This is a genomic window from Streptomyces sp. NRRL WC-3549 (assembly GCF_000721935.1).
GTDB lineage: Bacteria > Actinomycetota > Actinomycetes > Streptomycetales > Streptomycetaceae > Streptomyces.
In genome coordinates, this window is record NZ_KL585394.1 from 153,371 (window position 1) to 154,338 (window position 968).

1 protein-coding gene and 1 pseudogene are annotated in these 968 nt (G+C 74.0%); one reads left to right on the forward strand and one right to left on the reverse strand.

The features are described from left to right. Positions 1-183 (forward strand): annotated as a pseudogene (locus IH13_RS0111390) (hypothetical protein); the annotation flags it as partial. A 20-nt stretch (positions 184-203) separates the two neighbouring features. Here the strand turns inward: IH13_RS0111390 and IH13_RS0111395 are convergent. Next, on the reverse strand, positions 204-968 hold a 765-nt coding region (locus tag IH13_RS0111395; RefSeq protein WP_031083472.1), incomplete at its 5' end, for a hypothetical protein.

The following is a 968-nucleotide window of genomic DNA, read 5'->3' on the forward strand; positions in this document are numbered from 1 at the left end:
GCCTTCCAGCGGCCGCTTCCCGCCGTGACCGAACCGCCGGTCGGCGCCCGGCAGTGGTCCCACGTGTTCGCGATCACCGGGGGCACCGGAACGTATCTCGGCGCGGCGGGATCGGTCACGATCGAGCACCCGTCCAGGGACGCGGACGTGCTCACCATCGACCTGACCGACGCGGCCGGGTAGTCGGGGCGGGGAGGTGGAGGTCAGGGCACGGGGCACCCGTGCCGGGCCCCGGATGCGGTGGCGAACGCCGTCAGCAACCGCTGCGCGTCCTGGGCGCCCACGGTGCTCCGTGTCCCCTCCTCTCCGTCCGGCCTGGGGAACTCCTGGAACGTGAAGTAGGCGGTCCCCAGGGCCCCCGTGCATCCGTGGGACCGCGTGACCGCGCCCTTCACGCTGCCGGGGTAACGGCCGTCCAGGTACGTCTCCTGCTGCGCGGAGGGCCCGTAGTACGCGGTCAGCCAGACGTGGTGCCCCTCGGCCGGGAGGTCGAGGGAGCACCTCTCGGTGAGCGCGCGTCCGGCCGGCTTCTCCGAGGCCGTGGTGAGGCCGAGCCGCGCGGCGTCCCGTTCGTCGGCGACGCCGCGGCAGGTGCCCTCCGCCCGGGTGACGGGACGTGTCCGCAGGGGGGTGCGGTCGACGGTCGAGGGGCGCGTGCCCAGCGGCCCCTCGCACCCGAAGCGTTCCGCGGCCCGTCGGGCCGACTCGGTGGTGAAGCGGGCCACTTGGAGCATCTGGGCGTCGGACAGCTCCTTGACGTCCTGGCGTGTCCCGGCCAGGACGAGAAGGCCCTCGCCGGGCAGTGGTGCACAGTCGACGAGCACTCCGGCCTGGGCCTGGTCCGAGACGACGAAAGAGCCGTTCCAGCCGGATCCGATCGGGGTCGCCGACCCGTTCTCCGCCGCGTCGGTGGCGCGGTACGCCGCCGCCGGCCGGATATCCAGCCGGAGCCGTGCGCCATCGGCTTT